At 52.1% G+C, this 25,131-nt stretch carries 25 protein-coding genes; 24 read left to right on the forward strand and 1 reads right to left on the reverse strand.

What is annotated here, in order from left to right:
- Positions 1-11: 11 nt before the first annotated feature.
- The 22 genes from APU02_RS11390 to APU02_RS26685 all read left to right on the forward strand — a co-directional run bounded on the left by APU02_RS11390 (position 12) and on the right by APU02_RS26685 (position 23,026).
- Positions 12-908, forward strand: a complete 897-nt coding sequence (locus tag APU02_RS11390) for a DUF6651 domain-containing protein (RefSeq protein ID WP_047722195.1) — start codon at positions 12-14, stop codon at positions 906-908.
- A 26-nt stretch (positions 909-934) separates the two neighbouring features.
- Complete coding sequence (locus APU02_RS11395; RefSeq protein ID WP_040110313.1) at positions 935-1,810, forward strand: major capsid protein; 876 nt, start codon at positions 935-937, stop codon at positions 1,808-1,810.
- Between the two features lie 74 nt (positions 1,811-1,884).
- Positions 1,885-2,808, forward strand: coding sequence for an Ig domain-containing protein (locus tag APU02_RS11400; RefSeq protein ID WP_060570069.1), 924 nt, complete (start codon positions 1,885-1,887; stop codon positions 2,806-2,808).
- Positions 2,809-2,851: 43 nt separating this feature from the next.
- The gene (locus APU02_RS11405; protein ID WP_000801184.1) at positions 2,852-3,286 is read left to right on the forward strand and encodes a hypothetical protein; all 435 of its coding nucleotides are present in this window, start codon (positions 2,852-2,854) and stop codon (positions 3,284-3,286) included.
- Complete coding sequence (locus tag APU02_RS11410) at positions 3,286-4,119, forward strand: hypothetical protein (protein ID WP_060570070.1); 834 nt, start codon at positions 3,286-3,288, stop codon at positions 4,117-4,119. The genes APU02_RS11405 and APU02_RS11410 overlap by 1 nt, the downstream gene beginning before the upstream one ends.
- 97 nt (positions 4,120-4,216) lie before the next feature.
- On the forward strand, positions 4,217-4,561 hold the full coding sequence (locus APU02_RS11415; RefSeq protein ID WP_001027662.1) for a hypothetical protein: 345 nt from the start codon (positions 4,217-4,219) through the stop codon (positions 4,559-4,561).
- Positions 4,552-5,025 carry a hypothetical protein gene (locus APU02_RS11420; RefSeq protein WP_060570071.1) on the forward strand — a complete coding sequence of 158 codons (474 nt, stop codon included), beginning with the start codon at positions 4,552-4,554 and terminating at the stop codon, positions 5,023-5,025. The genes APU02_RS11415 and APU02_RS11420 overlap by 10 nt, the downstream gene beginning before the upstream one ends.
- A 1-nt stretch (position 5,026) precedes the next feature.
- Positions 5,027-5,410: a minor capsid protein gene (locus APU02_RS11425; protein WP_000469441.1), complete on the forward strand. Its 384-nt coding sequence runs from the start codon at positions 5,027-5,029 to the stop codon at positions 5,408-5,410.
- 74 nt (positions 5,411-5,484) lie between these two features.
- Positions 5,485-6,231: an Ig domain-containing protein gene (locus APU02_RS11430; RefSeq protein WP_006812510.1), complete on the forward strand. Its 747-nt coding sequence runs from the start codon at positions 5,485-5,487 to the stop codon at positions 6,229-6,231.
- A gap of 59 nt (positions 6,232-6,290) precedes the next feature.
- Positions 6,291-6,608, forward strand: a complete 318-nt coding sequence (locus tag APU02_RS11435) for a hypothetical protein (protein ID WP_000163862.1) — start codon at positions 6,291-6,293, stop codon at positions 6,606-6,608.
- A 125-nt stretch (positions 6,609-6,733) separates the two neighbouring features.
- Positions 6,734-6,958, forward strand: coding sequence for a hypothetical protein (locus APU02_RS11440; protein ID WP_000952684.1), 225 nt, complete (start codon positions 6,734-6,736; stop codon positions 6,956-6,958).
- A 7-nt stretch (positions 6,959-6,965) separates the two neighbouring features.
- Positions 6,966-11,549 carry a tape measure protein gene (locus tag APU02_RS11445; RefSeq protein WP_060570072.1) on the forward strand — a complete coding sequence of 1,528 codons (4,584 nt, stop codon included), beginning with the start codon at positions 6,966-6,968 and terminating at the stop codon, positions 11,547-11,549.
- A gap of 41 nt (positions 11,550-11,590) precedes the next feature.
- The gene (locus APU02_RS11450) at positions 11,591-11,926 is read left to right on the forward strand and encodes a phage tail protein (RefSeq protein ID WP_000440566.1); all 336 of its coding nucleotides are present in this window, start codon (positions 11,591-11,593) and stop codon (positions 11,924-11,926) included.
- Positions 11,927-12,015: 89 nt separating this feature from the next.
- Positions 12,016-12,714: a phage minor tail protein L gene (locus APU02_RS11455; RefSeq protein WP_044790581.1), complete on the forward strand. Its 699-nt coding sequence runs from the start codon at positions 12,016-12,018 to the stop codon at positions 12,712-12,714.
- Positions 12,707-13,504: a C40 family peptidase gene (locus APU02_RS11460; protein ID WP_047722201.1), complete on the forward strand. Its 798-nt coding sequence runs from the start codon at positions 12,707-12,709 to the stop codon at positions 13,502-13,504. Before APU02_RS11455 ends, APU02_RS11460 begins: the two co-directional genes overlap by 8 nt.
- The gene (locus APU02_RS11465; RefSeq protein ID WP_001293197.1) at positions 13,492-14,079 is read left to right on the forward strand and encodes a tail assembly protein; all 588 of its coding nucleotides are present in this window, start codon (positions 13,492-13,494) and stop codon (positions 14,077-14,079) included. Before APU02_RS11460 ends, APU02_RS11465 begins: the two co-directional genes overlap by 13 nt.
- A gap of 20 nt (positions 14,080-14,099) precedes the next feature.
- The gene (locus tag APU02_RS11470) at positions 14,100-18,482 is read left to right on the forward strand and encodes a phage tail protein (RefSeq protein WP_047722202.1); all 4,383 of its coding nucleotides are present in this window, start codon (positions 14,100-14,102) and stop codon (positions 18,480-18,482) included.
- Between the two features lie 249 nt (positions 18,483-18,731).
- On the forward strand, positions 18,732-21,470 hold the full coding sequence (locus tag APU02_RS11475; protein WP_239692864.1) for a tail fiber domain-containing protein: 2,739 nt from the start codon (positions 18,732-18,734) through the stop codon (positions 21,468-21,470).
- A gap of 113 nt (positions 21,471-21,583) precedes the next feature.
- Positions 21,584-21,907 (forward strand): hypothetical protein, encoded by a 324-nt coding sequence (locus tag APU02_RS11480; RefSeq protein ID WP_000064174.1) that lies wholly within the window; start codon positions 21,584-21,586, stop codon positions 21,905-21,907.
- Positions 21,908-21,920: 13 nt separating this feature from the next.
- A complete protein-coding gene (locus APU02_RS11485) occupies positions 21,921-22,613 on the forward strand; it encodes a membrane protein (RefSeq protein WP_047722203.1) in 693 nt (230 codons plus the stop codon).
- 1 nt (position 22,614) lies between these two features.
- Positions 22,615-22,866, forward strand: coding sequence for a hypothetical protein (locus APU02_RS26680; RefSeq protein WP_000147960.1), 252 nt, complete (start codon positions 22,615-22,617; stop codon positions 22,864-22,866).
- A complete protein-coding gene (locus tag APU02_RS26685; RefSeq protein WP_162269441.1) occupies positions 22,859-23,026 on the forward strand; it encodes a hypothetical protein in 168 nt (55 codons plus the stop codon). The genes APU02_RS26680 and APU02_RS26685 overlap by 8 nt, the downstream gene beginning before the upstream one ends.
- Positions 23,027-23,076: 50 nt before the next feature.
- On the opposite strand, the gene APU02_RS11495 is transcribed toward APU02_RS26685, so the two are convergent.
- Positions 23,077-23,628, reverse strand: coding sequence for a hypothetical protein (locus APU02_RS11495; RefSeq protein WP_001287064.1), 552 nt, complete (start codon positions 23,626-23,628; stop codon positions 23,077-23,079).
- A 330-nt stretch (positions 23,629-23,958) separates the two neighbouring features.
- Here APU02_RS11495 and APU02_RS11500 point away from each other — a divergent pair, with 330 nt between their 5' ends.
- On the forward strand, positions 23,959-24,624 hold the full coding sequence (locus tag APU02_RS11500; RefSeq protein WP_023180946.1) for an AAA family ATPase: 666 nt from the start codon (positions 23,959-23,961) through the stop codon (positions 24,622-24,624).
- Positions 24,625-24,629: 5 nt separating this feature from the next.
- On the forward strand, positions 24,630-24,983 hold the full coding sequence (locus APU02_RS11505; protein WP_192841980.1) for a hypothetical protein: 354 nt from the start codon (positions 24,630-24,632) through the stop codon (positions 24,981-24,983).
- Positions 24,984-25,131 lie beyond the last annotated feature (148 nt).

Raw genomic sequence — 25,131 nt, forward strand, 5'->3', positions numbered from 1 at the left:
AAGGAATTTCTATGAATCTGTGGCAAATGCTTATGGCCCGTCGTGGCCTGATGGATGCAGCTGAAGCGCATGAGCGCGGAGGCGCTGGTGGCGGTGCTCCTGCTGGAGACAACGAGCAGGGCAATCAAGACCCAGGCAAACAGGGCGAGCAAAAAGAGCAACCGAAGGGTGACGACGACGAGTATGCCGGTATGACTCAGGAAGAGTTGCTGGCAGAACTGCGTAAGTCCAAGAAAGCCGGTGCTGACTTGCTGAAAGAGAACATGAAGCGCAAAGAGAAAGAGCGCACATTGGCCGATCAGCTGGCTCAGTACGGAGATATTGACCCGGCGCGTGCTCGCCAGCTTCTCGAAGCTGAACAAGCCGCAGAAACCGCACGCCGGGAGGCGGAGCAGGCTGAACTGGAACGCCGTGGTGAGTTCGATGCTGTGAAAAAGCAGATGATCGAAGCGCACCAGGCTGAACTGGCACAGCGCGACGAACGCTACTCCGCTCTGGAGAGCGAGAACGCCGCACTGAAGACTCAACTGGTCGAAATGACTGTTGGCGCTTCCTTCAGCGGCTCTGCCTTCCTGCGTGACAAAGTTCTGATGACTCCGGCTAAGGCTCGCGTTATCTACGGCTCTCATTTCGAAGTGGGTGAAGACGGTAGTGTTGTGGGCTTTGATAAGCCAGCCGGTCAGAAAGAGCGTGCAGTTCTGGTTGACGGTGAAGGCAAACCGTTACCGTTCGAATCCGCGATTGAACGCATTCTGCGTGCAGATCCGGAAGCTGACGCACTGTTGCGCAGCGAAGCCAAGCAGGGTGCTGGTTCCAATAGCAAACCGACCCACAAAGTAAACCAGCCGAAGAGCAAGTCGACTATGGATAAGTTGACCTCCGGTCTGGGGAAAATCGGACTCAAGTAACATCTTAAATCATAGGGAAATGAAAGATGCCATTACTGCGTGATGAAGCTGAAAAGCTATCTAACAACGAACTTGAGCAGGGTGTGATCGAGACCATCATCGATCGCGATGACCTGTTCGCTGTTCTGCCTTTCATGAAGATTAACTCTAAGGCATACCTCTACAACCGCGAAGCTACCCTGAGCGAAGCAACCTTCATTGATGTGAACGACACCATCACCGAAGGCGCTGCAACCTTCACCGAACATGTTGCGAAGCTGCGTATCCTGGCAGGCGACGTAGACGTCGACAAATTCCTGGCGACCACTATGTCCGACACCAACAACCAGCTGGCAATCCAGGTTCGTCAGAAGGTGAAAGGTCTGGCTCGTGCATTCCGTCGCAATCTGATTCTGGGCGACTCCAGCACCAACAACAAAGCGTTCGACGGTATTCCGAAGCTGATGCACGACGATCAGAAGATCGACATCGAAGGCGCTTCCATGACCTTCTCCATGTTCGACGAGCTGGTCGACGCGGTGAAAGATCTGGGCGCAGACTGCATCATGATGCGTTCCGAGCACCTGCGTGCTTATCGCGCTCTGCTGCGTACCGTTAGCCTCGGCCCGTCCGAAATCATGATGGAAAACTTCGGCCGTCCGATGCTGTGCCACAACGGTGTACCGTTCATCGTGAACGACTTCATCCCGACTGACGCGGGCAAAGCAAGCATCTACTGCCTGCACCTGTCCGAAGAGAACGGTGTGACTGGTCTGTATGGCGGTGAAAACGCCGGTATCGTTGTTGAGAACATCGGTACTGTTCAGAACAAAGACGCAACCCGTACCCGCGTTAAGTGGTACTGCTCTCTGGCGAACAAGCACGACAAGGCTATCGCCGCGCTGACCAACGTAAAAATTTGATCAGTATGGTAGGTAAGTAATTATCTACCGTTTAAGGGTGGGCTATACGCCCACCCTTTTTGTAGGAGCGAGAAATGCCAGAACAAAAGATGAAGATCACGGAAGAGGCGTTTGCGGATTTCACGGGGCATATGTGCCGTGCCGGATTCACCAATTCCATCTCCAACGAGCCTTTGAGCGAGCGCCAGCAGAACCATCTTGCGGCTTGCTTCCGGGCAATTCCGTTCACTCAGTCTTTCACCATTACACCGGCTGCGCCGTCCGTATTGGTGGGCAAAACCGTTCAACTTAGTGCAGGTATCACCATGAGCAAAAGCGCAGATTCATTCACCTGGACGTCGGCCAATGACCAGGTCGCCACAGTCAGCGGTACGGGTCTGGTTACTGGTGTGACTCCGGGCAAAGTGAAGATCACCGCCACCGATAAGCAGACTCAGCTTTCTGCGTCAGTCGAAGTGACCGTTAAGCCTGTCAGCGTGGAGTCCGTTACGGTAACGCCAGACTCTACCTCTGTTGAGAAGGGGAAATCGGTCAAGTTGCGCGTTGATGTACAACCGTCAAACGCAACCAATAAAAGAGTCACCTGGACTTCCAAAAATAGCGACAAAGCGACCGTTGACCAGAACGGTAACGTAGCTGGCGTAGCCGTTGGTACGGCAACCATTGAAGTGGTTTCGCAGGATGGCAGCCATAAAGCTACTGCCACGGTGGAAGTCACTGAGCCTGTCGTTGCTGTTACTGGCGTCTCTGTCGATCCGAGCACCACCAGCGTTGAAGCCAACAAAACGGTACAACTGACCGCGAACATCGAACCGGCTGGCGCAACCAATAAGCGCGTAACCTGGGCGTCAAAAAATGCCGAGTTCGCGACGGTTGATAGCGCAACTGGACTTGTGACCGGTGTGGCCGCAGGTACTGCCACTATCGAAGTCACCACGGAAGACGGTAGCCACAAAGCCACTGCGACCGTTGAAGTGACCGCAGCACCGGCTGCGTAACCAACACATGGGCGGCTATGCCGCCCATTAAGTGAGAAGAAGAATGAAACCAGCAAAAATTCGTTTATTGGAGCCTCAATTTTTGGGGTACACGGGCATTCTCTGCGGTATCCAGTTTGTCGACGGCATCTCGGTTGCCGAACTGCCATTCATCGATCAGCAGCGGATTTGTGCCTCCATGCGTGCCACTACCGTTGAAGGCAAAAATGTATCTCCTTCTGCCGCATACAGCAGCCGCAATGATTTGACTGCGGACGACATTGTCGAGACGGCGGCCCCGGATATTGTGCCAATGAAACGTGGTACGGCTGAAGTGGAAGCCAAACCGGTACAGCGCTTTACTCGTGAAGAGCTGGAGTCGATTGCGGACTGTGAAGGTATTGCGGGTCTGCGTCAGATCGGCAACCAGATTGGCGTGAAAGCCAAAGGTATCGTTGAAATGATCGAAGGCATCCTGAAAGCACAGGGCGGTGAGTAATGGCGCAGATCGACACGTACCGTAGCGGGGAAGCAGTTTCCCTGTCGTTTGCATTTAACGTTCTGGATATTGAGTCGGCCACGTATACCGTCAGAGATGGCGCTGGTGCGATCATCGTCGATAACGAACCTCTCGATATTACTGAGGGGCAGATGTCCATTCCGGTTGTCGTGTCGGCCGAACACAACCTGCTTTCAGATAAAGAGCGCGATCTGCGACACGTCATTGTCAAAGCGGTGGCATCCGGGCTGGCGCATGAAGAGCGCAAGATGTACGTTCTGCTGAATAGCTTCGAGTTGTCAATTCCAGGCCAGTCATTCGCAACGGTCGCAGACGCCCAGATGCAAGCTATCGATATGCTGAACGGCGACACCCTGTTAGCTGATGGCGAAGGGCTGATGCGCAAACGTCTCATTGAGGCCACCAGACGCGTCAAAACGCTGCCGTTCTCAATCCGCAAAGTCCTGCGTATCGACTTCGACCGGTACGATCGCCCGCAAAACATGCTGAACGTCTATGACATTCCGTGGGGCGCTGACGGGGCATATCGTCACGATCTGATCGATTGGGAGCAGATGACGCCTGAGAAATTCTACGAGTTCCCGGACTACTTCAAACAGGCATTAATGCTGGCCGTGGTTAATGAAGCCTGCGAAATCGCTAACGGTAATGACGTAGCGGCAGCCCGCGAGGACGGCATTCTGTCTGAGTCCATTGGTGAAACGACCAATATGTACCGCACCGGCAAAGCGGCAAATGTGCATGTGGCTCGCAGTACCTGGCGACTGCTGGTCAGTTACATCAATAACCGCATGATTGTTCGCCGTGCGTAACGCCAGTCGCATTATTTACTTCTGGTCGAAAGGCTCAAGACGAGCAATCGCGCCTTCGCCTGGTAATGAGTGCGGCTGCCAACCACAGGGAGAGTGCATGAACATTTCATGGCAAGCAGAGATAGCGATTTACCGTCTGGGTTCGAAGAACGTCTACGGTGAAGCGCAATTGCAGTTCGTCAGGAAGACGAACGTCGGCGTCGTTAAGTTTGAGCAAAGTAACGAGAAGTCATCGGTACGTGCGGACAGTTCCGGCAGTCGAGGCAAAGCGAATCTGGAATTGTTCGATGCTGTTCTGGTGATCCCACTTGAGGCCGCAGTGCAGCTTGATGACGTTCTCATTCTGGAGGGGCAAAAGCTGAAGGTATCCAGCGTGCATCGTCGCTGGGGACTGCGTGGGCGCCCTGGGCATCTGGAAGTAGGGGCAAACATATGGGTCTGAAGTACGACGCGCATCAGTTTAAGCGTGCTGGCGACAGGCTCAATAACAGCCAGAAAGCCTTTAAGCGTTATCTCATCCGTGACATGGAGAAGCTGGCGCGTCTGGTTGAGCGCCTGGCGCGGGCAATGGCCCCGCTGGAGACTGGCTCACTCGAAAGCGCGATCTTCGCGAGAGTGGTCAAAGAAGGCTATACCGGGCTGCGTATTGAGTTATCGGTATCTGGAGCCAAACCACGCGAAGAGCATCCGGGTGTTGAGGTTGGCGATTATGCGGAGTACATGGAGTTGGGCAAGTATCGTCTCGGCTATCTCTCCCGCATGAAAAGCGTCACCAACCCGCCAGTTGCTGGTGTGAAGCCACGAGTTGGGCCTTTGTTCCTTGAGAGAGCCGTGCAGATCAGTGAGAAGCAGTTCACTCAGACGATAGCAGAAGCGGCAAGGAAAGCAGGTTTTACGAGAGGTTGATGTGTTTATTGAAGCATTTGCGAGCCTGATGCAGAAGGCGAAGATCGGTACAGTCGGCACTGACATTTTCTGTCACTACATGCCAGCCAATGTGAAGTCCGGTGTTCTGTTGGTTACTCCCAATACGGGGATCACCATTGACCATGAGTTAAAAGGCTTCTATCACGACTCTTTCACCGTCATCGTGCGTAATGCGACGATCACAAAGGCGGTGGCGAAAGCCAATAAGATCATGGACATGTTCCCGGTCGAAGAAACCGTATCGGAGGGCGTTTACTTCCGGTTGGTTCGGCCAATGTCGATGCCGATTACTTATCCCAAAAACGAAGGTTCGTTGATTGAAGCGGGTATCCCGATTGAATTTGCGGGCTATTTGTTGAATTAATAAAATAAGTAGGTATATACTTACTGTTGGCGCCATGAAGGTGCTGATTTAACGGAAAAAGGAGTTTTCCAACAATGTCCAATACCCATGTAAAAAACATCAAACTTGGCGCCTGCAAAGTGTCGTTTGGTGGCGTTGATCTGGGTTACACCAAAGGCGGTGTTCAGGTTGAAGTTGCGACCGAAACTCTGAAAGTCACCGTAGACCAGCTGGGGCAGACCACCATCTCCGAGCTGGTGCAGGGTCGTAACATCACTATCACTGCGCCGCTGGCCGAGTCTGTGTTGCAGAATATGGTCGATCTGATGCCGGGTTCTACCCTGAGCGAAGAAGATAACGCTGTGACCATCACTTCCGCACAGGGCGTCAACCTGATCGACGTAGCCAAAGAGCTGGTTCTGACCCCGCAGGATACCACCGACTACGTTCTGACCATCCCGAAAGCTGCGACCGCAGGTAACTTCACCATGACCTACCAGTCTGATGATGTTCGCGTGTTCTCCGTTCAGTTCACCGCTTACCCGGATGACGACGGCGTGCTGGGGAAAATGAGCGGCCCAAAGCCGGTTAAAACCGTCTCTATCTCTCCGGAATCTCCGGAAGTTAAAGCCGGTGAGACCGTGCAGCTGACTGCCCAGATCACCCCTGCAGATGCCGGCGACAAAACCGGTGTGTGGGAATCCGACAATCAGGAGAAAGCCACCGTTGACCAGACTGGTCTGGTTCGCGGAGTAGCTGAAGGTTCGGCAAATATCTCCTTTACCAGCAATAGCGGCGGCAAGAAAGCGACCAAAGCAGTAACGGTTAATTCTGCCGAATAATCGCGACGTAACTAAGCAGAGGCTCAGGAAGAGCCTCTCTTTTAAAAGGACTTTAACCAATGACCAAATTACTCGATCTCGACTCCATTCTGCCTCCGAAGAAAAGCATCAAGTTCGGCGGTCAGGAATACCCAATCGTTGAAATGACTGTTGGCCTGTTCGTCTCCATCAAGCAGATGGAAGGCAAAGACCTCCAGAACATGTCGCCTGTTGAGCAGGTAACTGCTTACGCCGACCTGGTTCGCAAGGTCATCCCATCCGTGCCGGACGCTGTACTGGAAAAACTGACTGTTCCGCAGCTCCAGCAGATCTTCACCTTCGCTATGGAAGTGATTGATGAAGAGAACGAAAAAGCGGCTGGTGAAGGGGCAAAGTAATTTCCCGCGATGAATCCGGGGTAAAGACCGTATCGATAGATCTCGGATTCTATTTCAGTCGTGTAGTTGCTCACTACGCCGTGTCGCCATTAGAGCTGCTGGGCGTCCCTCTAACGATGTTCTGGATGCTCAGTCGCAACATCGACCGTCTGCGCGCGGAAGAGGATGTCCGCAACCTGCAAGTCGCTCGCGCTGCCCAGGCAGATGGCGAGGGCGTGAAGGCGTTCATGGAGGGTTTGCAACTCAGGATTGGAAGACCAGTCGTAACCGATAAAGTCTACGATCCACGCAAGGATAAGGCAGACCCTGACGCCAAAGAGCAACTGATGCAAATTTTTGGCAGAGGATGACAAGGGAATGTCACAAAACGTAGAGTTTATCCTGTCGCTGGAAGACAAGCAGTTTACAGCGTCAATCGACCGGGCGGGTAAGCTACTTACCAGATTCGGGGAGCAGGCCACAAAGCCCGCTCAGAAAATTAACAATCTGGAACGCTCGTTGGGTTCGGTCTCCCGCATCATCGGCGTTCTGGAGTCCAAGCTCGATGCCACGGCAGACAAACTACAGGATGTAGCTGCCGGCTTCGAGCTTGTGTCTGATGTTTCGCGCAAGACGCGAGGCAACATTACCAGCCTCAACTCAGGTCTCAAAACCCTGATTGAGCGCGTCGACACAACCACCTCATCCGTTAATAAACTCACCACATCGCTGCGCAAGGTTCAGTCTGAACTCAATGAGTTTTCCGATTGGGCAACGTTCGCTGGCAAGAGCGCCAGCCGCTTCGGTACGGAGGTAAAAGAAGCCTCTTCCTCCGTGAGTGGCATGAATACGCGCCTTAACACCACGACGAAGCGTCTCAGTAATTGGGGCGTCACAACGAGCCAGGCTGCCGAGGGGCTGAAGAAAGTCCGCGATCAGATGGATGCCGTGATTGGTCGCCAGCAACTGATCAGCAAGCCGGTACGTGTGCGCACCAGCGGCTACGGTGAGGGCGGTGGTAATGGCGGTGGCGGTCGACACAGCGGTTCATATGGCCACGGCGGGCGCGGTGCTGAAAATGGCGTGTTCTCTGGTCTGCGCGGCAATATTTTCCTGCTGGGCGAGATTGGTGATGCGGCAAGAACGGTAACCGACATCCTGTTCGGCTGGCAGAAGCCAATCGTCGAAGCCGCCTCCGAAATGGAGCGTATGCGCGTCATGTTGCGCGGGCTAAACAAGGATAAGGCCAACCCTGGCAAAGCAGCCGCAGAGGATATGCAGTACATCGTGGATATGGCGCAAAACGCCCCGTTTGCGATGCAGGCGCTGACCGATTCCTTCGTTAAATTCCGCTCGGCAGGTCTCGATCCTACTGACGGATCGCTGAAAGCACTGGTGGACTCCGTTGCACGCTTCGGCGGCGATAGCGAGCTGCTTAAACGTGCTGCCGTGGCTGTCCAGCAGATGTCCGGTAAGGGCGTCGTGTCGATGGAAGAACTGCGTCAGCAATTAGGTGAAGCCGTTCCTAACGCGATGAAAGCGATGGCAGACGCTGCCGGTATCACTATGGGGGAACTGACCAAAGCAGTCTCCACCGGTACTGTGGAAGCGAAACAGGCGCTATCGCTGATGTTCGTTGGTCTGCGTGCGGAGAACGAAAACGCCGCCAAAGACATGATGCAAACCTACACTGGTGCGCTGGCGCAACTGCAAACCTCCTTTACGCTATTTGCCGATCGTGTCGGTCAGGCGGGCTATCTGGATTCTCTCTCAAAGGGGATGAAAGAGCTGGCCTCCATCATGAACAGCGCAGAGGGCATTTCGTTCGCTAACTCGCTGGGTTCCGGACTCTCCACGGCGATCGACGGCTTACGCGAGCTGGCGCAGTGGCTGGCTAAAAACCAGGAACTGGTTATCAGCTTGGGCAAAGTCGTTGCTGCAATGGTGGCGTTCAAGCTGATGCGCGCCGGGATTGCTGGCGTGATTGGCACTGCCGGGCAAATGGTTAACACATTTACCAAGATGTCGACCGTTCTCCAGGCTCCGTTCAATCTGGGCGCGACAGCTGTCACCCGCTTTAATCGTGCGGCTCGTATGGGGCTGGCTCCAATCCCATCGCTGATCTTCGCTATCCGTGGCGCGATTACGGGGCTTCAGGGCGCATTTGCTGGGCTAACTGCATTCATTGCAGCAAACCCCATTGGTGCAGCGTTCACCGTAGCTACCGTGGCTGTAGCCGGTCTCATCACGTATATGACCATGCTCCGCAGCGAAACGTCCAAAGTCGTGGACGAGATCCGCAAAATCCCGGAGGCGATGACGGCGGCCAAGCGTGCGCAGATGGCAGCGCGTGCAGCCGAGCTTGAAAAGCAGATCCAGCGAGACCAGCAGGCGCTTAAAACTGGCGAAAGCGTGAACTACTACTCCACAGTGGCTGGCCCTGTCGCCGTGAAGGAGTCCAAAGAGGTTGTTGAGGCTCGCCTGAAGAAAAATCAGGAAGAGTACGAAAGAACAACCGGCACGATGGCGTTGGGTGATGGCGCGGTAGCCAAGCGCCTGGCAAAAGAGGCTGCTGAATCCCAGATTGAGAAAATCCGGGCAGATAACCAGGTCTTCTCTGCGACGTTTGTGAAAGCCCGTCAGGAGGCTCTGGACAAGATCCAGAAAATCAACGACGACAAATCACTTTCGGACGACGAGAAGAACAAGTTGCTCGCGCCGCTTCGCGAGAAGGTGAACAAGTCTTATCTGGAACCTGCACAGAAGCTGGTCGACGACCTGTCTTCTCGTAAAAACGCCACCGAGAAGCAAATTGCCCATTTCAGCGACCTGCTGGAGAAAGCGAAGAAAGAGGGGAACACAGAGCAGGTTCATAAGCTGCAAGGCAGCATTCGCGGGTATCAGGAGCATCTTGAAGCTGTTGCTCAGGAGCTGACTCAGGCGGAGTTCGAGCGTGATAGCGCGGCGAAAACCGGTAAGGGCGTAATGTCCAACCAGGGAACCGTTCTGGGGTTAGGGACGACCGATAAGGCAGCTCAAAAAGCACTGGCACAGTATATGCGGAACCAGATGGACTCCGCGACCTACCAGCGCACACTGCCAGACGGTACGCCTATGATGGACTTCGAAGGCAAGCCGATCATCGGGCCGAAACAGCTCAAAACCCAATTGAACCTGCAGAAAGCCTCCAGCGCCAGCTCTCTGGAGAAAATGAGCGACGAGGAGCGTGCTGCCGCGATCGCCGCGCTGACCAAAGCGCGTGAGCAGGATGCCGCAGCAGCGGAAAAAGCCGGGAAGCGCACCGCCAATGCCTCTCAACGTGCAGCGAGGAAGGAAGAAAACGCGCAGCGTAAACTGGCGGCCGGCTACCAGAAAGCTCTGGATAAAGCCGATCAGCTTATGGGGCAGATGGGTGAAAGCTCAAAAGCGACCGTGTCGTTTGATCAGTCTCTTCGCGATACCACCAAATCGCTGACCGAACTGGCCAACGCCGTACCGAATGAGTTCATCACTCAGGAGATGATCGACAAAGCCAAGTCACGCCTGGCTGACCTGGCGAACGCGAGCGACGACTATCGCGAGATGTTCAATCGCCGCAACGTCGAGCAGATGATCTCCACCTGGGCGCCGGAATCCGATTCCATCATCAGCGCGGGTTACAAGCCGTCTCGTGAAGAGAAGGTGGCTGATTTCAACGACACCTACAACCGTAACCTGAAAGCGTTGATGGATCTGCGTGACCAGGCTTCTGATCCGAAAATCGTGGCGCTCTACACCAAGCAGATTAACCAACTGGTGGCTGCAGGCAACACAGCTCTCATCAAAGAGACGGGTACGGCGACACAGAAGCTGGCGCTTGAGTACGAGAATCTGGCCGATCAGTTGGAAAACAGCTGGAGCAACCTGTTCAGCAACATGACGGATACGCTGACCGACTTCGTCATGAAAGGTAAATTGGACTTCTCCAGCCTGGCAGAATCCATTCTCCGCGATATCACCAACATGGTTGTGAAGACGCAGATCACCCTGCCACTCATGAACATGCTGGGGATGGGAACGACGGCAGCGGGCAGCTCTCAGAGCGGTAATCTGCTTTCTGGTGTCGCGTCAGCGGTTGCCAACCAGGGCGTCCGGATGAATGCGAACAATGGCGATAAGAGCGTGGGCGAGGCGACGAAAGAGACCTCCAGCTCAGTCTCCGGTCTGGGGCAGACCACTCAGCAGACGACCAGCGCGATTGGATCTGCAACCAATGCGATCGGCAACTGGGTAAATGGACTGTTTACCAGTACTGAAGCCAAAGACGCGGAAACCAAAGCGGTGAAGACATCCATCTTCTCCATGCAGAACCTTAGCTCTGTCACTGGTGCGCTTTCTGCGGCGTTTGCCATGCTGGGCGCAAACATGTCCGGCTCTGGCAATAAGTGGTTGAGCTTCGGCGCAACCATTGCCTCCGGGCTGGTGTCTGCCTGGGCTGGTGGTGGCTTCGACAACATCGGATCTGGTTCCTCCGGCTCTAACTCCGGGTTCAACAATCTCACCGGATCGGCATCTGATGGTACTGGCGGCATCCCGGCAATTCCGAAGTTCGCCAAAGGCGGCATTTTCGGGAAAGACGGCGTGGTTCCGCTGCGTGCGTACCAGAAAGGTGGCATCGCTGACTCTCCACAGCTGGCGCTGTTTGGTGAAGGGGATATGAACGAAGCCTACGTTCCGCTTCCGGATGGGCGTTCCATCCCGGTCACGCTCAACACAGAGGGTGTTAAAGGCGGCGGTGGCGGCGTTTTCTCACCTGTCAGCATTGAGATCAACGTCAACAGCGACGGCAGTGTCTCGGAGAACAGCAATTCCGAAGGCGCATGGAGTCAGGCAGCTCAGCGCATGAAGGCGATCGCGCTTGAAACCATCGCTCAGGAGAAGCGGCCAGGCGGTTCGCTCAACCCTAACTCTCAACGTAACTAACCACGGCTGCCCCGTAAGGGGCAGTCTCACAAGGATGTGAGATGGAAAGACTGACTTTTAACTGGTATCCCGACTACGAGTCGGAAAAGACCGTGAAGCCTAACGTGACGGTTCTGAACTTCGGTGACGATTACGAACAGCGTCAGGCCAAAGGGCTTAATCGTATTAAAGAAGAGTGGAGCCTGACATTTACGCGCTCTTACGACGTTATTAATGCCGTCGATGACTTTCTGACGGCACGCGCGGCCGTTGAGTCGTTCTACTGGACGAACCCTCGTGGCAAAAAGATGGTTGTGGTCTGCGACAGCCATACTGTGAAGCGGTACCAGGGCTATCTCGTTCTCACTGCGACCTTCCGACAAATTTATGAAGGATAATTTAACCCACTAGATAAGTAATCACTTATTTATTATTATTTGTAGGCGCTGACAGGATGTTGGCGCCTCTTTATTTCAAGGAAGAAACGATGGGTATTAAAGCTGATATTCAGAGCTTGTCGCCTTCGGCGCACATTGAGCTGTTCGAACTTGATATGTCGAACACCACCTCTGGGGGCAAGCTGTTTTTCCACGCCGGTACAAACGAACTGATGGAGCCAGTCGTTTGGCAAGGTGTGTCCTACGAACCGTGGCCAATCAAAGCGTCAGGCTTTGATAAGACTGGTCAGGGTACTTTGCCGCGTCCAAAAATCCAGGTCTCCAACTTTGCCGGTACTGTCTCCGCTGAAGTCCAGGCAAACGACGATCTGGTTGGTTGTCGCATCATCCGCAAGATGACGCTGGCGCGTTTTCTCGATGCGGCCAACTTCAAAGACGGGAATCCAACCGCAGATCCAAATCAGCATTTTCCGGATGAGATGTGGTTCGTCGAGCAGAAGACTCTTGAAACCCATGAGGTTGTCGAGTTTGAGCTGTCGAGTGTGTTCGATCTGATGGGCGTGCAGCTGCCGTACCGCCAGATCATCAAAAACACCTGCCCGTGGAAATACCGCGGCCCAGAGTGCGGCTACACAGGCCCATATTTCGACAAAAACAACCAGCAAACCACCATGTCAGGCGCGGATTACTGCACGAAACGCTACGACTCATGCAACGCACGCCGTAACTACTTTGCCAATGGCGTAATCCACTTTGGCGGGTTCATTGGAGCAACGCGTTATGGGTAATAGAGCTTTCCCTGAGCTTGGATCGGACATTATGCAGCAAATCTATCTGATAGCCATCAAACGCTACCCGAACGAAGCGTGTGGCTTTCTGGTGCGTACAACTGGCGAGAAATATCGCTTCATGGAAGCCCGGAACGTGTCGGAAAACCCGGAAAACACGTTTGTTATGCACGCTGACGACATTATCGCAGCGGAAGATGCGGGAGACGTGGTTGCCATCTGGCACTCCCACACTGACGAATCAGCTGATGCGTCAGACGCCGACCGTGCCGGATGCGAGGCAACGGAAGTTCCGTGGCTGATTCTGGCGGTTCGGAAGAATGTCGATGGCGATGCACCATTTCACTTCAGTGAGATGAATGTGATCACTCCAGACGGCTTTGAGATGCCTTATCTGGGACGACCCTATGTGTTTGGTGTCTTCGACTGCTGGATGCTGTGCCGCGACTATCTGAAGCGTGAGTTTAACGTCGAGCTGAATCCGAACCCGCACCTGCATATTCCATCGTGGTACACGGGCGATACCGACATTCTCGATCAGAACTACCGCAATGAAGGGCTTGTTCGTCTGGCGCCGGGGACGGAACCCCAGCGTGGTGACGTTTTCTTCATTCAGTACGGAAAGATGCCTGACCACTGCGCGGTGTACATCGGAGACGGAATGATCCTGCACCACCAGATCGACCGCCTGAGCTGCCGCGCTTATTACGGTGGCATGTACCAGAAACACACGACGCACCACCTGCGTCACAGAGACTTACTCAAGGGAGATGAGACGTGTCTGAGTTAGTTCATGTGCAACTTGGTGGCCCGATGGCCAGACATTTCGGCCGCCACTGGCATTTAAAAGTGCGCAACACCAAACAGGCGTTGGATTTGGTCGAAGCCAACCGTCCGGGCTTAAAAGCCTGGATGAAGCGCAACATGAAGACCTACGACAAGTATCACATCCAGATCACCAATAAGCAGGGGCATAAGTGGTCGGTTGATGAGAGCGAGTTTCAAATGATGGGGCAGTCCGACAACATCGCGAAGATCCGCATCACGCCGGTTCCTCGCGGTAGCGGCGGCAAGGCTTTTGGGTGGTTCCAGACAGTTGTAGGGGCACTCGTCATGGTTACTTCATTCTGGTTCCCTGCGCTGGCCCCGCTCGGCTTATCACTGATGATGGGCGGTATTTCTCAGCTAATTTCGCCCCAGGCGACCAATGACAGCGTAAGGCAGGCAGATAACTCGAACTCGTTTTATTTCGACGGGCCACAAAACACCACTAACCAGGGCAACCCGGTTCAGCTCATTTATGGTGAGGAAATTCTGGTCGGCTCACAGGTAGTGAGTTCTTCGATCACCATCGACCAGCTTTAGTAAGAAGGGAATTTTTGAACATGGAACAGTTCAAGAAGAAGAGACTGCCTCTCCTGATTGCAGGTGCTGGCGGTAAGAAAAGCAGTGGCTCCAGCCGCACGCCGGTTGAAGCTGACGATACCGTAAACTCGCGTGCTATGGCGTCAATCCTCGACCTGCTCGGGGAAGGTGTCATTGGCGGGCTGGTGGATGGCGCAAAATCGATCTTCATTGATGATCTGCCAATCCTCAACGAAGACGGGTCACCAAACTTTAGTGGTATCACCTGGGATTTCCGTGATGGTTCACAAGACCAGACGCCGATGGCCGGGTTCGATTTCGTTGAAACGCCGAAGTCGGTCAACATCCAGTTGAAAAGAACTCACGACGTCACGATTGCCATTGATAACGATGAGGCAGACCGTGTCCGCGTCATTCTGAAGTTCCCGTCACTGCGTAGCGTCGACAAAAAGACCGGTGATACCAACGGTACGACCGTGAAGTACAAATTCCAGATTGCCAATGGCGACAATGCCTTCAAGGACGCCATCGCAGAAGGGGAGAGCACTTCCGAAGTTACGCTGACGGCAAAAAAGACAGGCGTCTACTACCGCAGCTATGAACTGAAACTGCCCAAGCCAGGTCGTGCCTACAAAATTCGCGTGATTCGTATTACCGAAGACAGCAACACTCAGTACATTTTTAACGATACGTGGGTGGACTCTATCGGTGAGATCGTCGATACACCAATGAACTACCCGAACTCAGCGTTGGTTGGCCTGAAGGTTAACTCAGAGCAGTTCGGCAGCTCAATGCCGTCTCGTTCGTATCTGGTTCGTGGCCTGAAGATCCGCGTCCCGTCCAACTACAATGAGAATACAAATACCTATATCGGCGTATGGGATGGCACCTTTAAGCTGCTTTCGTCTTCAAACCCAGCCTGGATTCTTTTCGACGTGCTTACCAACGCTCGTTATGGCCTTGGGCAGTTCGTTTCTGAGTCCATGATTGACCTCGGGCAGATCTACCAGATTGGGCGCTACTGCGACGAAGAAGTTGACAATGGATTCGGGGGCAAAGAGAAGCGCTTTGCTATCAACACCCAGATCACCAGCCGTCAGGACGCGTATCGACTGATTCAGGATATCGCTGGAGCCTTCCGCGGTATGGTCTTCTGGGCTGGCGGCATGGTGAACGTCATGCAGGATAGCCCGTCAGATCCGGTCATGATGTTCACCAACGCGAACGTCAAAGACGGCATGTTCAGCTACAAGGGATCTGCGCGTAAAGACCGTCCGTCTGTGGCTCTTGTGACCTACAACAACAAGGAAGACGGCTACAAACAGAACATCGAGTACGTAGAAGACCAGGAGGCGATGCGTCGTTATGGCGAGCGCAAAACCGAAGTGGTTGCGTTCGGCTGTACCAGCCGTGGCCAGGCGCATCGTGTCGGTCTGTGGTTGCTGTATACCGCACGCATGGAATCGGACGTTATCAGCTTTACGGCAGGGCTGGATGCTTCCTTCCTGATGCCGGGCGAAACGGTGCTGATTCAGAACAAATACCGTGCTGGTAAACGCAACTCTGGGCGCATTGTGGCGTTCACAAAGAACAGCATCACTCTCGACGCACCGGTTACGCTGAATAAGGCCGGTAGCTACATCCGGATCTTGAATCAGGAAGGTGAAATCGTTGAGCGCGATATTCTTGAGACCGGGGAAGACATTACCAACGTGACCTTCTCCAAAGCGCTCAATTCCGGCGATATGCCGGTAATGAATGGCGTCTGGACGATTACAGAGCCAGATCTGGAGCCAATGCGTGTGCGCGTTATCAACGTTGCTCAGGGGGATGCCCAGGGGACGTTTGACGTTACGGTTGTCCAGAATAACGCATCGAAGTACGAAGCCATCGACAACGGCGCGACGCTGATCCCCGAGAACAACACCGTTCTCGATCCGACTTATTCGAAGCCGACTAACCTGCAGGTGACGGAAGGGACGTATATCTCCAGTCCGGGCAACCTCTCAATCAAACTCGTTGCCACCTGGGAGGGTAAGTCTGCGGAATATTGGATCAGTTGGCGCCGTTCCGATGAGAACAACGTCTCTAACTGGCAGTCCGCACGCGTTACCGAAGAGCAGTTCGAGATCCTCAATATTGCCGAGAATGGTCAATACGACATTCAGCTCTATGCGGTTTCGTTCAGCGGCAAGAAGACGGACATCATCAGCACCGTTTATCAAGTAAAAGGTACGATGACGCCGCCAGGCTCTCCTACCTCTCTGACGGCTGTTGGCGACTACCGCAACGTGATTCTGAATTGGGTCAACCCGGACTCAATCGACCTCGATCACATCAACGTGTACGCCTCCCAGACCAACGATTTGGAAACAGCAAAGTTGATTGCAGAGGCCGCCAGCACAACGTTTACCCATGCCGGTTTGGGAGATAGTGAGACCTGGTACTATTGGGTTCGTGCGGCGAACAAGCGTGGCATGTTAAGCCCGCCGAACTCAAATTTGGGTACGGAAGCGACGACAAGAGACGTTCTTTCATTCCTGACAGGTAAAATTACTTCGTCCGAGTTGGGTCAGGAGTTGCTTGAGGAAATCGATACGAAGGCGTCTCAGGATGCAGTCGACAATCTTCATAAGCAGATGGAAGAGAGCCTTAAGGAACTGGCCGCAGCCGATGAAACTCTCCAGCAGTCTCAAACCGATCTCAAGAATGAGGTTTCAGGCACGCTGGACAAGGTCAACGACGCGCTGCAACAGGTTGAGGACTCTAATGCGGCTCTGGTTGAGTTGCAGGAGACCGTTTCTGAGCAGGGTAAAGCCGTCGCTGGCGCTGTTGAAGCGGCACACGCTGCGCTCGACAATGCCTCCGCGCTGATTGCTGAAGAGCGTGAAGCCCGTGTCGAAGGCGATAAGGCTAATGCCAAGCAAATTGAGGCAATGAAGTCATCCGTTGATGATAGCGCTGCGGCAATTGAAGAAATGAAGAAGACTGTTGCCGAAATTGATCGCGCAAGCTCCGAGGTCACAACAAATATCGACGCTATTGCCAAGACAAATATCGATCTTGCTCTCCGTCAGGATGAAGACCAGCACAAGCAGATGATCAACAACGCGAAGATTGCCACTACGCAGAAGGCTTTCGCTGATGATATGTCGGCAATGGCAACTAAGGTCGAAGAGATTCGTGCTGAAATTGGTGATGAAATTAAAGCGTCAATTACCGAGGAAACGACGGCTCGTGTGGAAGCGGATAAGGCTATCTCGAAGCGAATCACTGCGCTTCAGTCTCAGCTTGATGACGATATTAAGGCTGCGATTGCGACGGAACAGGAGACAAGAGCTACCGCCGATGAGTCCCTGGCTCGCCAGATAACCACACTAAAGGCACAAACGGGGGAGGACATTAAGGCAGCGATTGGCGCTGAGAGCAGTGCCAGAACGGATGCAGATAGTGCCCTGTCTTCTCAAATTAACTCTCTGGCAGCTCAAACATCGGAAGACATTAAAGCAGCTATTACATCCGAGGCTACTGCTAGGGCAGATGCAGATGGCGCACTTGGTAAGAGAGTAGATACGATTAAGGCTGAGGTTGATGGCAACTCTGCGATCATTCAGGAGCAGGCAAAAGCGATTGCGGATACGAACGAGAAGGTGTCTACCGCATGGACTCTGAAGATGGAAACCTCAACCTCTGGTGGCCAGAAGTATGTTGCCGGTATTGCACTTGGTATCGATAGCACAGGGCTTTCGCAATTTCTTGTTCAGGCGGATCGCTTTGGATTGGTTAACTCTGTTAATGGGCATATTACAACACCATTTGTAATTGAGAATGGCGTTGCCTATATGAATGGGGCATGGATTAAAAACGGGACTATTGATAACGCAAAGATTGGGCAAGTAATTCAGTCTGATAATTATGCTGGTTCGTCAGCAGGATGGTCGATCAACAAAAACGGTAACGCTGAGTTCAACCAAGTGACGGTAAGGGGTACTGTCTATGCAAATCAGGGAGTATTTAGAGGCAGAATTGAAGCACAAGAAGGCTACTTCAACGGAACTGTTTATGCTGAAAAGATTGAGGGCGATGTTGCCAAAGCGGTCGTGTTAGGTTTCAACTCATCTATCGGCATACCTGCGGCGAGCTATGACAGACATTTGGTAATCCCTTATATCGGTGTGCATGGGTGGACATATTCCGGAGGGTATGGACAAGGTGGTGGTACTGTGTGGGTTGATTCGTCTTACGGTGGTCGAATCGCATCCGTCTCTTCGACGGCAATGCATGGCGGCGGTAGCGCCTATCTATTTCTGCCTCGAAATGTCTCGACCACACTGTCTTATGGTGGACAATTAGATCATGCAAATGCCGTTGGCACATTAACAGTTTTATTATTTAAAGCCTAAATAAGTAGGTATGTAATTACCTATTTTGTATGTGTATTATATGAGTTCAGCAGGAAGCTGATTTGTCCGTTTTAAGGAGTTAACATGTGGTACAGGGAAGGTACTATCTCATTCACTCAGGGGAGTAACATAGTAACAGGCGTAGGTACAGCCTGGAATGTGACGGCTAATGGTGTATTGCCAGGCATGATCGTAATTGGGCCTGACAATAAGCTACACGAGATTAAGCGCGTCGATAGTGACACCAGCATGGTTCTGGCGGAACCATATGCTGGTGAGACGCAGGCAGATGTACCTTGCGTAATCATTACAACATATGAGGGCGATCTGACACAGTTCAGTGCTCGCTTTACTGCGCTTATGACTCGCATGTCTGCTGACTCAAAAGCGATGCGCAGTTGGTTGACGGCTCTCGATGAAGTCACCCTAGAAGCTGCTGATGGCACTGAGATAAAGGTAAAGTCGCTCTTACAGATTGTTAATGAGCACAACGAAAACCAACAGTGGTATCGAGATCACGTCGATACCATTGAGTCGGAGTCCTCAAAGGCTCTGGCTGCAGCCGCCAGATCGGAAGCAGCGGCTGCAGAGGCGTTAAATTCTAAACAAGCAGCTGCGGGCAGCGAAGCTAATGCTAAGGCAAGTGAAAACGCTGCAGCTGCCTCTCAGCAGGCAGCGGCTACCAGTGAAAGTAACGCCCGGGCAAGCAAAGAGGCTGCCGCAGCATCACAAACAGCTGCATTACAAAGTGAGCAGGCTGCAGCCGCTTCGCAGAATGCAGCGCACCAAAGTGAAGAGAGCGCCGCTAATTCAGAGGCTTCCGCATTAGCGAGCAAAGAAGCAGCCTCCGTGAGCCAAACCGCTGCCGCTAATAGCGAGCAGGCTGCTAAGGCAAGCGAAGCGGAAGCCGCTCGCTATGCGAATGACTCACTCACTTATTCCAACAATGCGAAAGCCAGCCAAGATGCGGCTGCTGAAAGCCAGGCTTCTGCTCTTGAGAGTAAAAATACTGCCGTAGCAAGCAAGGATGCGGCGGCGGCGAGCCAAGCGGCGGCGGCGGCAAGTGAAACCAATGCAGCCGCCCATGCAGATACCGCGAAGAGTGAAGCAGAAAAGGCGAAGCAATTTGCCGATCTGTTAGATGTAAACAACGTGCTGCATAAAGATCAGAACCTTGCTGACCTGCCAGATAAGAGTGCGGCAAGAAAGACATTGCAGGTTCAGGCGGTTATTAGTCGCGATCCGGAAATTAACGGCACTCAGGGTGATTACAACTCATTTACGAACCCTCAATCCACTTATGAGTTGAGGATTGCAAACAATGGCGAATGGCGCGTTGCACGTAATGACAATAACAGTACATCGGCTCTATCCATTGGTGCGGGCGGTACTGGGGCAACAGACGTATCACGCGCCAAAAAAAACTTTGAACTTGAAAGGTTCGTACAAACATCAAATTCAACAGTAATGAGGTTCGGGACATTCGGTCTTAACCTGACAAGCGACGGCACATGGGGAGTTACACAATCAGGCGTTAGCGGGTGGATTCCGCTTGGCATGGCGCAAGGTGGCACAGGGGCTACAACTCTTGACTCAGCAAGAATAAACCTAAACGTTGACAGGCTAAAACAGCAGGATAACGGTACGTTTTTGCAATCAAAGAGCGGCTTTTATTCCTTGTTTATCTACGATAGCGGTGATTGGGGTTTTATTGAGAGCGCCAGCGCACAAGTACACCCATTGAAAGTTAATTTTGGAGGCACTGGTGCGGTAACAGACGTTGGGGCAAGGAAGAACCTTAATACTCCTGTAGGTGGTAGGGCGATCGGTGTTCCAAATGGTGATAGCGTTCTTCGATTTATGGCTGAAAATGCGGAAAGCGGTTATTACTCATCTGGCGAAAACGCGTTGAATTTACCACCTGAATCGGCTGGATGGTGGATGTTTAATTTGCACGTTCACGGAAGGAATCAATATGGAGCGCTTCAATACGGTAATGTTGTTGCGACTTCAGTGGCTGGTAATAAATGGGGTATTATCTGTAATGATGGTCATTGGGGGAATTGGTACAGAATAGCGAATTCTGACTATTCTATTAGACTATTGGATCCGGCTTTAGGTAACGGTCTTGGCAATTACTCAATAACTTTAGGTGATAGCGACACTGGCATTAAGTGGGTTAGCGATGGTAAATATGAGTTTTGGTCTGATTATCAGGTCATAGCAAGAATTGAACAGCAATCATTAACTTTAAATAAAAAAATATACTCAAATGCGCCAGATTCAGAGCCAACCGTTCAATCATCAACAACAAAAGTGGGTAACACTGCGGCATTTGTTTATGGCCCAATGCAGGTTGGTAGTTTTGATTCATGGAGAGACCGCGCGGCTGGGATGATTATAGATCTACCTGGTGTTGATGGTGCTGCAAACATATTTAAGGCAGTGAAATGGGGCGTTAATTGGGCTTCAGGGATGGATACGATCCAATGGTCAGCAGGTGGATCTGAAGTACATCTTTATGTTGGCGGAGCTGCTTATAATTTTGGTAGCAATGGTAATGCAGTTGGTACCTCATGGGTTAGCACTTCTGATATTCGTCTTAAAACACGACTAAAAGAGATCGCGAGCGCTAAAGATAAAGTTAAGGTCATAAGAGGCTACACTTACTTTAAGCGGAACAACCTGGAAGAAGATGAACATTCTTTCTACTCTGAAGAAGCTGGTGTAATCGCTCAAGACGTGCAGACGGTTTTACCCGAAGCCGTTTACAAAATCTCTAATACGGACTACTTGGGTGTAAACTATGGTGGTGTTACTGCGCTTCTGGTTAACGCAATCAATGAAATGATTGATGATGAAGACGTTCGGAGTAAGCGTATTGAGGCGCTTGAGGACGAGGTGACAGCTCTCAAATCAGAACTAACGGATCTCAAGGTTCTGGTAGCGTCTTTAGTGAAGTCTCCTGCCATTTTGAAAGGGGAATAGGGTTATTGGCGCGGATGTTTTCGCGCCAATTAATAGGTAAGTGATTACCTATAAAATGTTAACCATTTATGCTATAAATTCCTCATTCGATTTTACTTTTCATGGAGGAAAAAATGTCGAATGAAATGGCTGGAGTTACGCCGCAGCAGGTTGAGCGTATCGCCGCTATTGTTGCTCGCGAAGTTGTCGGCAAATTAGGTAAGGAGCTACGTGAGGAAATTGGCCAGGAGGTCAATGATCAGCTCAGAACCTACTTTGGTGATATGACACCAGCGCAACACAGCATTCAGCACTCCAACCTGGACAAACTTCTTAATCGGTTAGACGCCATCTCCAGTGGGTTCTTTGGCGGCATTATCTCAAAGATAACGTCGTTCCTGATTACCGCGCTGCTGCTGGGTCTGGCCGCTTATGGCGTGAAGAATGGACTGCAATAACAGGAGATCAAGGATGAAAACTCCGAGAGGCATTCGTAATAACAACCCCGGCAACCTCGATAAGGGTTCGCCGTGGCAGGGGTTAATCGACAACCCTGCTGAACCGCGTTTCTGCACGTTCAAAGATCCTGTATGGGGTATTCGAGCGCTGGCAGTGACGCTCATTACCTACCACGACAAGCGCCGCGCGAAGGATGGCTCCAGCATCGATACGATCCGTGAAGTCATCGAACGTTGGGCGCCTCCGCATGAAAACAACACCGTGGCTTACGTGAACGAGGCATCTAAAGCCGTGGGCGTCACCCCGGACATGATCATCGATCTGCACGACTACGACACCCTGCGTCCGCTGGTGGAGGCGATTATCCGTCATGAAAATGGCCGTGGCCCGCTCAAAACGCCGAACACCTGGTATGCGGCAGAAGTTATTGAGGAAGGTCTGCGTCGCGCTGGTGTCGTTAAGCCGGTGAAAACCGTGAAGGCTGTTCCTGTAACCAAAGAGACTGCCGGTGCGACCGTCACGGCGGGAATTGGTCTGGCACAGCTGGCCGACGTCATGCCGCAGGTCTCTGCGGCAATGGACAAGGCGCAGGGACACATCACCAGTGGTGATACGGTTCGGATCATCTTCGGTATCGCGACCATTGTGGTGGCCGGCTTTATCGCCTGGTCACAGGTGCGAAAACACCAGAACGGGATGGTCTGATATGACCGGCAGCCTATTTTCAAAGCTGAAGTTTGCTCTGATGACTCTGGCTGCCGTTCTTTTCGTGCTTGTCGGTGCTTATACGATGGGAGGTCGTGCGGCCCGGCAAGCAATCGAAGAGAAGGCCAGACAGGAGGACAGGAAAAGGCTTCAAAGCACAGTGGACGTCAAAAATGAGACACTTAATGAGGTGCGGCGGAAAGATGCTTCTGCTGTTCATCGCGAGCTGCATGATAAATGGCTGCGTGATTAAGACACAGACTTCCGGCGTGCTGTTCTGCGATGCAGCAAACCCTATTTATGTCAGTAACGACGACTTTATGACCGAAGAGACGGAACGCGAGATCCTCTTCCATAACACGATGGGAGAGCGATTGTGTAACTGGCAATACGGTCATTTACCAAATGCCTGATTACAAGCCCGTACGAAGGCGCTCCACCGATAAGATGGAGCGCCTTCGTATTAACCATCTACATCGTCATACCAGTCACGATCGGTATCCGATACAACCGAGGCCAATTCCAGACTATCTTCAACGAGACTCCAGGCATTTTCACGGAGAATTAGTTGCATTTCTGCAACAACCTCAAATGAGGTTCCTGAGTAGGCACGGTCTGGGTCTTGCTCTCCCTGATACGTAAAGGACGCCAGCACAGTCAAAATGCCTCGCTTCTCGTCGTACTTGACCTTCGTTGCTTCAAGGTCTTCTACGTTGAAATCATAAGCATTCGTATCGGCTGTTTCACCAGATAACAGCTCCATAACCTCAGTCTCGATAGCGGAGAAGACTTCTTCAGTATAAAGAGCATCTTCCAGAGAAGATTCACCCATTGCTGCCAGAACCAGTCGAGGCTCAAAAGGGTCTCGCTTTGCGACCTCTTTAAGCTCGTGATAGCTAGAAAATTGCGCTTCTTTAGCAACGATCTCTAGCGCCTCGGATTGCTTAATTTTTTGAATTCGAACCAGCTTTTTAGCTTTGGTCTTGAGAATGCTTAGGCAAGAGTAGTCAGACATGGCGTCAGCTCCAAAAGTTAGTTTATTAATGCTACCGATAGCCTGCTAACCGGACGCGTCAAAACTACTTTGGCGAGCCAAGTTTAGATAAAACGTTGTTTAACGATGGGCTATTGCTTTGCGAGACAGGCGCCAGGTGACCATCACCACCTGTAGTCATACTATCCAGGGAATTTTTTCGAGTCAAATTTACATTCGGCTAATTTGTTAACTACCTATAAGTGCCTGACATTTCATCTTTACACCGCTGCCGTAGGCATTTAGGCTATATCGCATATAAGAAAACAAGTTGTTTCATACGACAATAATTCACGCAAAGGGAACTCTCCAATGACCAAGATCATTGTGGTTGGCGGCACGAAAGGCGGCCCAGGCAAATCTACTGTTGCCCAGCAAATTGCGGTATGCCTCAAAGTTAAAAAGAAAAAGAAGATTCAAGTCACCGACATTGATATTCAGCGCACTACTACGAGTTGGTGCGAAGACCGTCGCCAGAACGAAGATCTTGAGCTGATTCCATTCGCTTACGTTCAGGATGACATCGTCAAGCACATCAAATCGCTGAAGGGACGCTACGATTACGTCGTCATTGATGCGGGTGGTTTTGACTCAGAAATTCAGCGACAAGCGATGCTGTTGGCAGACTTCATCATTATCCCTCTGCGCCCTAAACGTCGTGATTTGAAATCCCTGCGCGATATCGACCCGATTATCGACAACGTTCGCAACGTGAACGAGACTGTGAAGATCCGCGCGGTAGTGAACCAGTGTCCGTCACTGCCTTCCCAGGCGTCACGTATTCTGGCGGCGAAAGAAATTGTCGAGACATTCGGCATCGAGGCTGCGCCGGTTAACTTGTACAACCGTAACGTTTATGACGACGCGGAAGAGGCAGGTCGTTCTATCTTTGAAATGACTGGTGCCGAACGCGATAAGAAGGCAGAAGCCGAGTTCGAAGAGTTTGTAGATTACATCATGAGTTTGGAGGAAGAATAATGTCCATGAGAATGGGAGACCTTGCAAAGCGCAAAGAGCCGGAAGAGCCGGTAAAAAGCAGCACCCCAATGCGCCAGCCAGTCAGACCGCAGGGGCGTCCGACTCGTGGGAAAGAGAAGATTAAGAGCCGCACAATGTCGCTGGAAGACGAGTACTTCGATCTGCTGGAGATGATGAAGTTCATCCCTCGTTTCGAGAAGTTCACCCGTTCTGACGTGATTCGTGCAGCCATTTTCCATCTGGCAGAGAAGTCGCCGCAGGAAATCGAAGACATCGTGAAACTGAACGAGGCGATCACTGCTGCCGACGTCACGATGCGTACCGATGAAATCAAACGCGAGTTGATGAAGAAAAGTTAATTTTATTGGGGTGCTGCTTGGCACCTCTCTCTATAGGTTCCCTAATGCTCTACAAATATATTGGAAGTGAAGATTCGCAAAAAGTGTTACGTAACCTCAAACGGTTTGTAGAGGACGGCACTATCTCTGCTAGCGCACCTTCTTCATT

The organism is Citrobacter sp. 50677481, from assembly GCF_001463265.1.
Taxonomy (GTDB): Bacteria; Pseudomonadota; Gammaproteobacteria; order Enterobacterales; family Enterobacteriaceae; genus Citrobacter_A; species Citrobacter_A sedlakii.